Annotated in this window: 9 protein-coding genes; 1 reads left to right on the forward strand and 8 read right to left on the reverse strand. The window is 62.2% G+C overall.

The features are described from left to right. A partial coding sequence (locus P1U55_RS15905; protein WP_366943068.1) for an acyl-CoA dehydrogenase family protein occupies positions 1-176 on the forward strand: 176 nt, incomplete at its 5' end. A gap of 75 nt (positions 177-251) precedes the next feature. Here P1U55_RS15905 and P1U55_RS15300 read toward each other — a convergent pair. The 8 genes from P1U55_RS15300 to P1U55_RS15335 form a co-directional block, all read right to left on the reverse strand. Next, positions 252-1,310: an alcohol dehydrogenase gene (locus P1U55_RS15300; RefSeq protein WP_366943067.1), complete on the reverse strand. Its 1,059-nt coding sequence runs from the start codon at positions 1,308-1,310 to the stop codon at positions 252-254. Positions 1,311-1,748: 438 nt separating this feature from the next. Continuing rightward, positions 1,749-2,210: a DsrE family protein gene (locus P1U55_RS15305; RefSeq protein WP_301048503.1), complete on the reverse strand. Its 462-nt coding sequence runs from the start codon at positions 2,208-2,210 to the stop codon at positions 1,749-1,751. A 75-nt stretch (positions 2,211-2,285) separates the two neighbouring features. Then, complete coding sequence (locus tag P1U55_RS15310) at positions 2,286-2,726, reverse strand: hypothetical protein (RefSeq protein ID WP_301048504.1); 441 nt, start codon at positions 2,724-2,726, stop codon at positions 2,286-2,288. Between the two features lie 126 nt (positions 2,727-2,852). Then, positions 2,853-2,999 (reverse strand): cytochrome bd-I oxidase subunit CydX, encoded by a 147-nt coding sequence (gene cydX, locus P1U55_RS15315; RefSeq protein WP_301048505.1) that lies wholly within the window; start codon positions 2,997-2,999, stop codon positions 2,853-2,855. A gap of 14 nt (positions 3,000-3,013) precedes the next feature. Beyond that, positions 3,014-4,177 (reverse strand): cytochrome d ubiquinol oxidase subunit II, encoded by a 1,164-nt coding sequence (gene cydB, locus P1U55_RS15320; protein WP_301048506.1) that lies wholly within the window; start codon positions 4,175-4,177, stop codon positions 3,014-3,016. A gap of 5 nt (positions 4,178-4,182) precedes the next feature. After that, a complete protein-coding gene (locus P1U55_RS15325) occupies positions 4,183-5,805 on the reverse strand; it encodes a cytochrome ubiquinol oxidase subunit I (RefSeq protein ID WP_301048507.1) in 1,623 nt (540 codons plus the stop codon). A gap of 119 nt (positions 5,806-5,924) precedes the next feature. Then, positions 5,925-7,565, reverse strand: coding sequence for an ATP-binding cassette domain-containing protein (locus P1U55_RS15330; protein ID WP_301048508.1), 1,641 nt, complete (start codon positions 7,563-7,565; stop codon positions 5,925-5,927). After that, positions 7,562-7,900, reverse strand: a 339-nt coding sequence (locus P1U55_RS15335) for an ATP-binding cassette domain-containing protein (RefSeq protein WP_301048509.1), incomplete at its 5' end; no start/stop codon positions are given. The genes P1U55_RS15335 and P1U55_RS15330, both read right to left, overlap by 4 nt.

The raw sequence follows: 7,900 nt of genomic DNA on the forward strand, positions 1-7,900 counted from the left end.
ATACGACCGAGGCCTATTCCCGCGTCGCGGACGAGGGCATGCAGATCCTCGGCGGGTATTCCCTGACGCCTGATTTTCCGATGGAACGGCATTACCGCGATGCGCGCCTCATGCGGATTGGCGGCGGCAGCAACGAGGTCATGCGCAATTCGATCGCCAAGGACCTGGGGCTGTAAACCGCCAGACAGCCCCAATAAGCGATTGAAAAACCCGCCGAAAGGCGGGTTTTGCGGTTCTGGTTGCGGCGATTTTTAGGGGACTAGAACCGCGCGGCCAATGATCTTGCCCTCTTCCAGCTGGTCCAAAAGGTCGCTCGCCTGCTTCAGATCGTGGGTCTGGGTCGGCAATGCGGGCACCTTGCCATCTACCGCGAGCTCCATCAATTCGGCGAACTCCTGAAGCGATCCGACATAGCTGCCCATGATCGTCACCGCCTTGACCGGGATCAGCGGTAACGGCCAGGGAGCCGCTCCGCCAAACAGGCCGACCATGACGATCTTGCCGCCTTTGCCCACCGCATCAAACGCCAGGCTTGCGCTGCTTTCGGCCCCGACCAGATCAACCGCTGCCAATGCCGGGCCGCCAACTGCGGCCTGCACCTGAGCTACGGCATCATCTGCTGCGCCGTCAATCGCATGAGCCGCACCCGCAGCCAGAGCCGCGTCCCGCTTGGCCGGATCCAGATCGACAACAACGGGCGGCAGCCCGCCCATCGCCTTGACGAGCCCGATTGCCATCAGGCCGAGGCCACCCGCGCCGATGATCACCACCGGCGCGGCTTGGATCGTGTCCTCGACCTTTTTCAGCGCCGAAAAAGTGGTTAGCCCTGAACAGGCCAGCGGTGCGGCAATTTCCGGGCTGAGTGTCCCCATGTCGAACAGATAACGTGCATGCGGTATCTTGATCATATCGGCATAGCCGCCATCCACGTTCAGCCCCAGATAGCGAGGTGCCGCGCAAAAGTTTTCACGCCCGAGATTGCACTGAAAACACTCGCCGCAACCCTGCCATGGATAAATGACATAATCCTTGCTGGTGTCGATCTCGCCGGCCTCCGGCCCCAAAGCGATGATCCGCCCGGTCGGCTCGTGGCCCATGACCAGCGGCAGTTTCATTCCGCGGTCACCAAAGCTGAGTGTCTTGCCGTGACCCAAGTTATACGACCCCTCGCGGATATGAAGATCGCTGTGACAGATGCCGTTTGCCGTGACACGCAACAAAACTTCCGTCCCCGATACGGTTGGATCAGGCCGGGTTTCGCCGGTGAGAGGCTTTTTGAATTCGGTTAGGCTTTGGCACTGCATTTTCATAATCCCTAGATGTGACTATTGGATTGCAAATTGACCCTTTTGTCGAAATTTGCGGATTTCAGAATTACCGGCAGCGATTGTGTTAATTCCCGGACAGTTCGGGCACGGCGGATCATCTGCCTGCGATCATATTCCTGCTCGAACAGTTTCGGTGTTTCTGGCGAAGGTCAAGTTCGTGTTCCGTGTTGGCGGCGCATCGTCAGATATGTGTTGGATCGATCAAGACTTGAGTTAGGTCCGATCCTTTTTGAGGGGCTGTTGCGTTCGTTCGCGGCGAACGAAGCTGTTAGGGCCTGCTTCGGCTGAGGCCGTAAATGACACCAGAAGCTCGGGCGGCACGCGTTCTGTTGGGGATGCGTAAATTCCTTGATCAACCTGAGCGTTGTTGATCTTGCGATGCAGAGTTGGGTGGCGTCCTGTGCGGCGGACGACCAGCGCTTACCAGGCGAGGGTTGTAACGTTGGGATCGAACAGAAGCCCTTCGACCACCGGCCATGTGCCCATGGTGACGCCTTCGATGTAATCTTCCTTGGTGAGGCCAGCGGCGGCGGAACAGGCCGAGCACATGATCACCTGGCCACCGTCCGCGATGAAAGCGGCGAGTATATCCTGGATCGACTGGTTGCTCTCACGCATCAATCCGTGGACGTGGGAGGGGCGTTTTTTGTCGGCAAGGTAGACGCCACGCACGTTGAGCCAGATCGCCACGGGGGCGTGGCCATTCTTTAGCGCCTTTTGGTGGGCAAAGCTGATCGCCTTGGCGGCGGACCATGTGTCATCGGTGGTGAGGTTCACGAAGAGGCCGCGCAATTTAACATCAGCGTCCTGCGCGTGGGCCATGGGGGCGGCGAGCGCAAGCAGCGTGAGGGCGACGGTGAAGAGGGTTTTGAGACGGGTCATGGAGAGTTCCTTTTACGGTGGTGGCTCAAGGGAAAGCCTCCGCGCCGGGGGACGCAGAGGCAGGTCGCGCGGGCCTTAAAAGCTCATCACGGAAGTGTCGTCGGCAACGATGGCGGCACCCATGGCATTGGGAGCGGCGGCGGTGACGCCGTCAATCAGCACGGTAGCATCGGCGGCTTTTCCGGGCAGGTAGATCGCGCAGACCTGCACGTTTAGCCCTTGCTTTTCCATCATCGTTTTCATCAGCCCTTGGGGACTGGCATTTTTGGGTGGCTGGCCTGCGGTAGCGCTTTCGGGGGCGTCCTTGAGGGCGATGTCAGCAGCGGGGCCACAGAGCAGCATATCGGCTTTGGCCCCGGCAGCGATGGCGTTCATGGTGAGGACCATGGCCATGAGCTGGGTTTGCGGTTCGGGCGCGGTGAGGATGGTGACGAGCTTGTTGACGTCATCCGCCTGCGCGGCGGTGGCGAGGCCAAGGGTGAGTGCGGTGGCCGAGAGGATGTGAGACAGACGCATTTGCTTTCTCCTGAGTGGAATGAATCCTAGGTGTGAGGCAGGCCGAGGCGGCCCGCTTGCGGGGGGGGGTAGAGAGTGGTGTGAACTGGGGCGCAAGGCGTTAATGCAGCCGCGCCCAAGCCGCGCCTAGCTGCGCGGTTTTGGGTGGGGGGCCGGGGTTGGCGAGCCTTTGGCGATGGTGCGCTCGTCTTCTTTTAACTCCAGCCACATCGCGTTCATCACGGCGAAGATTGCGGCGAGGGGGAGGCCTAGAATCCAGGCGAAATACCACATGGGATGTCCTTTCTTCAGTAAGCTGAGCTGGAGCTATCGGATACGTCCGCCTCGGTGACCTTGCCCCAGAGCACCTTGTAGACCCACGCGGTGTAAATCAGGATCAGCGGCATGAAGATCACTGTGGCCACCAGCATGACAAAGAGGGTGAGGTGCGAGGACGAGCTGTTCCAGACGGTTAGCGAGGATTGCGGATCGCTGGAACTGGGCATGATGAAGGGAAACATCGTGAGCCCAACCGAAGAGATCACCCCGAGGATTGCCATTTTAGACACCAGCAGGGTGGAGACTTCACGGCCAGCCCGCAGCCCGAGGAACGTAAGCAGGCCACCACCAATGCCCATGAGGGGCGCGATGGCGATCCAGGGACGGTCTGCATAGGCGGTAAGCCAGCTTGCGCTGCGCTCGACCTCAAAGTGCAGCGGGTTGGACGGCCCGTTGGTGACGTACTCCCCCACGAGGCGGTAGCCTTCCATGCCGACGGCCATCCAGACCCCGGCCAGCACGTAAGCCCCCACCGCAATAAGGGCGGCGATGGAGCCGATGCGGCGTGCGCGGGTTTGCACGGCACCTTCGGCCTTGAGGGTGAGCCATGCGCCGCCGTGCATCACCAACATCGCCAGAGACACAACCCCGGCGAGGAGCGAGAAGGGATCAAGCAGGCCGATGAACTTCATGTACCAAGCGCCCTCATAGATAGTGTGAAGGTCATCCGTGAAGTAGAAGGGGACGCCTTGGATCACATTGCCAACGGCCACGCCGAACAGGAGCGCGGGAACTGCGCCGCCAGCAAAGAGCGCCCAATCCCAAGAGCTGCGCCAGCGCGGATCGTCGCGCTTGGAGCGGTATTTGAAAGCGACGGGGCGAACGATGAGTGCCGCAAGTATGACGAACATCGCGAGGTAGAACCCCGAAAAGCTGACCGCGTAGAGCGGCGGCCAAGCGGCAAAGATCGAGGCACCGCCGACGATGAACCACACCTGATTGCCTTCCCAGACTGGTCCAACGGTGTTGATCGCCACGCGGCGTTCGACATCGGTTTTGCCGACAAACGGCAGCAGCGCGCCGACGCCCATATCAAACCCGTCAGTCAGGGCGAAGCCGATGAGCAGCACGCCCAGCAGGCCCCACCAGATGACGCGGAGAACTTCGTAGCTTATCAAGTCATGCAGGATCATCTGATTTACTCCGCAGGTTTGAGATCGGATTGGGAGGCGGCATCGGCGGTGGGCCGACCTGCCAGCCGAGCATGGTGATGGGCGTTCCAGGCTTCGGTCTCCTCGACATCCTCGAACGGGCCTTTGCGGATGTATTTCAACATCAGCCCCATCTCGACGATGAAGAGCACCGTGTAAAACAGCACGAAGCCAGCCAAGGTAAGCGCCACCTCAGTCATCGAGAGCGCGCTCACCGACATTGCCGTGGGCAGCACACCGTCAACCGTCCATGGCTGGCGTCCGTATTCGGCCACGAACCAGCCAAGCTCTGCCGCGATCCAGGGCGCCGGGATCATCCACACCGCAAGGTGCAGCGCCGGGCGGGGGAAGCGCATACCCTTGAACGAAGCGCGGTAGAAGAAATAGGCCATGGTGGCGATGAAGCCGAAGCCGAGGCCCACCATGATGCGGAAGGCCCAGAACAACGGCCAAACGGTTGGCACGGTGTCATTGGCCGCCGCAACGATCTGCGCTTCGCTCGCATCCAACGGGTTTTCAACGTAGCGCTTGAGCAGGAAGGCAAAGCCAAGGTCTGCCGAATGCTCCTCAAATGTTGCCGTGACGGCCGGGTCGGTCGCCTCGCGGTTTTCACGCACCTCCAGCAAGGCTTCATAGGCGACGAGCCCAGAGCGAATGCGCTCTTCGGCGTTGGCGACCAGATCGTTGATACCAGGGATTTCGGTGGTCAGTGAGCGGGTGCCGATGAGGCCCATCGCCCAGGGGATTTCGATGGCATAACGCGTTTCCCGCGCCTCTTGATCGGGGATGCCGACCAGATTGAAGGGCGCGGGCGCATCGTGTGTTTCCCACATGGCCTCGATCGCGGCGAGCTTCATCTTTTGGCTGTGCGTGGCCGAATAGCCGGATTCGTCACCCAGCAGCACGACAGAGAAGGCCGAGGCGAGGCCGAAGGCGGCACCGACGGTAATTGAGCGGCGGGCCAGTTCGATATGGCGCCCCTTGAGCAGATACCATGCCGAAACACCGATCACGAAGACCGAGGCGGTGACATAGCCTGCAGAAACGGTGTGCACGAATTTCGCCTGCGCCACCTCGTTGAACAGCACGGCAAAGAAATCGGTCATCTCCATGCGCATGGTCATCGGATTGAACTCGGCGCCGACCGGGTTTTGCATCCAGCCATTGGCGATAAGGATCCAGAGCGCCGAGAAGTTGGAGCCGATGGCAACCAGCCAGGCCACCACAAGGTGTGCAACCTTGCTCAGCTTGTCCCAGCCAAAGAAGAACAGCCCGACAAAGGTGGCCTCAAGGAAGAAAGCCATGAGCCCTTCCATCGCGAGAGGGGCGCCAAAAATGTCACCGACATAGTGGCTGTAGTAGCTCCAGTTCATGCCGAACTGGAATTCCATGGTGATGCCGGTCGCGACCCCGAGGGCAAAGTTGATGCCAAACAGCAGCCCCCAGAACTTGGTCATTTGCCGCCAGATCGGGCGGCTTGTCATGACGTAGACAGTCTCCATGATCGCGACGAGGACCGATAGGCCCAACGTCAGCGGCACGAAGAGGAAGTGATACATGGCCGTCACGGCAAATTGCAGGCGCGACAGTTCGACGATCCCGAATTCCATACTTCTTCTCCAGATCTCGGGAGCGATTCCCCGACTTATATTCAATGTCTGGAATACAACTAAACTTTAGGAGTGGCCGGGCATTGATCTATGTCAATATTCAGTATGTTTGGCACAGCTTAAGCAAGGCTGATTTTGCGATCCGCGAAATCAGCCTCAACGCTGCGGTGCGCGGCGATCAGAATGGCGGCTTCGGGAAGCAGGCGCCGCGCCCCGGAGAGCACCGCTTTGGCGGTGGCGGCATCCAGCCCCTCGGTTGGCTCATCGAGCAGCAAAACCTTGGGATTGCGCAACAAAACTCGTGCGAGAACCAGGCGTCGGGCCTCACCGCCAGATAGCCCATCGCCGCGCGCGCCAATTGGGGTTTGCAGTCCGTTGCGCGCGCGCAGAGTTTGCGCCATTTGAACGGCTTCCATCACCTTCCAGAGCGCAGAGTCGGGGGCAGAGGGGGCGGCGAGGGAGAGAGCTTCGGCCACGGTTCCGGCCATCAGAACAGAGCGCTGCGGCAGAAGTGCGACGCTATCGCGCAGGGCGGTTTCGGGCCAGTCGGCCACCGAAACCCCGCCAAGGGCAATTTGCCCGGCTTCAACCGGGTGCAGCGCGGCGGCGGCCAGCAGGAGCGTGGATTTGCCTGAGCCGCTTGGCCCGGTCAGCGCCACGGTTTCACTGGGCGCGATGGTGAGGCTGAAGCCTTCGACCAGCGGCAGGTGAGAGAGCGGGCGGTGCAGGGTGACATCGGTGATCTGCAAGGCCCCGGCGGTGGGCGTGGCGGTGCTGCTGGCGGGGGCGGGCCGCGCTGTATCGCGCACAACGCGGCGGGCGGCTTCTGCCATGCGGCCAAGATCACTGGCGGCGCGGCGCAAGGGAGCGATGGTTTCGGCCAGGGCGAGCGTGGCAAAGACGGCTAGACCGGCGAAGGGGGCGGCGAGTTGGCCTGCCTGCACCAGCGTGATGCCGAGCCAGAGCGCCCCGCCCGCAACCAGAGTGCCGAGAAACGCAAGGGACGCCCCGGCGAGACGCTCGGCACGGTCATGCTGTTGCCATTGTTCAAAGCGGCGATCGTCGGCGTTCAGCGTACTCTCGGCCTGCGCGGCCAGTCCGCCCTGCACCGCAAGATCGCGGCGTGCGCGGATAAGGTCGATCATCCGGGAGCGGAACGCCTGCGCTGCCGCCTCGGTGCGGCGTGACAAGCGGGCGGTTTTGCGGGTGGTCTGCCAGAAGATCAGCGCTGCGCCGATAAGGTAGCCCAGCAATATCCACAGCGCGACGGGCAGGCCCACAAGCGCCCAGATCACCACGAAGGCAACAAGCTGTGCCGCCAGCCCGGCCAAGAGCGGCAGGAACAGGCGCAGGGGCACGCCATCGAGCGCGTCTATATCCGCTGTGAGCCGGTTGAGCGCCTGTGCGCCCCGGATGCGCACCATGCGCGGGTAGGGGGCGGCCATAAGGCCACCGAGTAAGCGCAGGCGCAGCACCTCAAGCGCGCGCAGGGTGGCATCATGGGTGAGGATGCGCTCGCCGTAACGCGCGGTGGCGCGACCAAGCGCGAGGAAGCGGACCATGGCGGAAGGGCGGAAGAAATCAAAGGTCGCCCCAACCCCGGCCAGCCCGGCAGCAGCGGAAGCGGTGATGAACCAGCCCGACAGCCCCAGCAGGGCCGCGCCCATGACCAGCACGACGAAGCCGAGCAGAGCGCCGCGCAAAAGGGCCACGGGCTGCTCGCGCAGGACCATGCGGAAGATGCGCCAGAGAGCCATCATGGGGCACCGCCGATCTGGATGACACGGTCCATCTGCGCGGCGAGGGCGGCGTCATGGGTGGAGATCACCAGCGTGGCCCCGTGGGCGACCTGCGCCATGAGGCCGGCGGTCACGGCCTTGGCGGTGGCGGCGTCAAGGTCAGCCGTGGGTTCATCAGCTAGGATCACATCGGGGGTAGCGTAGATCGCGCGGGCCAGGGTGAGGCGGCGGGCCTCGCCGCCGGAAAGCCCGCCACCGGTTTCGCCCAAACGGGTGTTGAGGCCCTGTGGCAGCGCGTTGACGACATCGGTGATGGCGGCTTGGTCCAGGGCGCGCTGCAGATCGCCGGAGCGGCC

Origin of the sequence: Vannielia sp. (genome assembly GCF_029212645.1) — a bacterium.
GTDB lineage: Bacteria > Pseudomonadota > Alphaproteobacteria > Rhodobacterales > Rhodobacteraceae > Vannielia.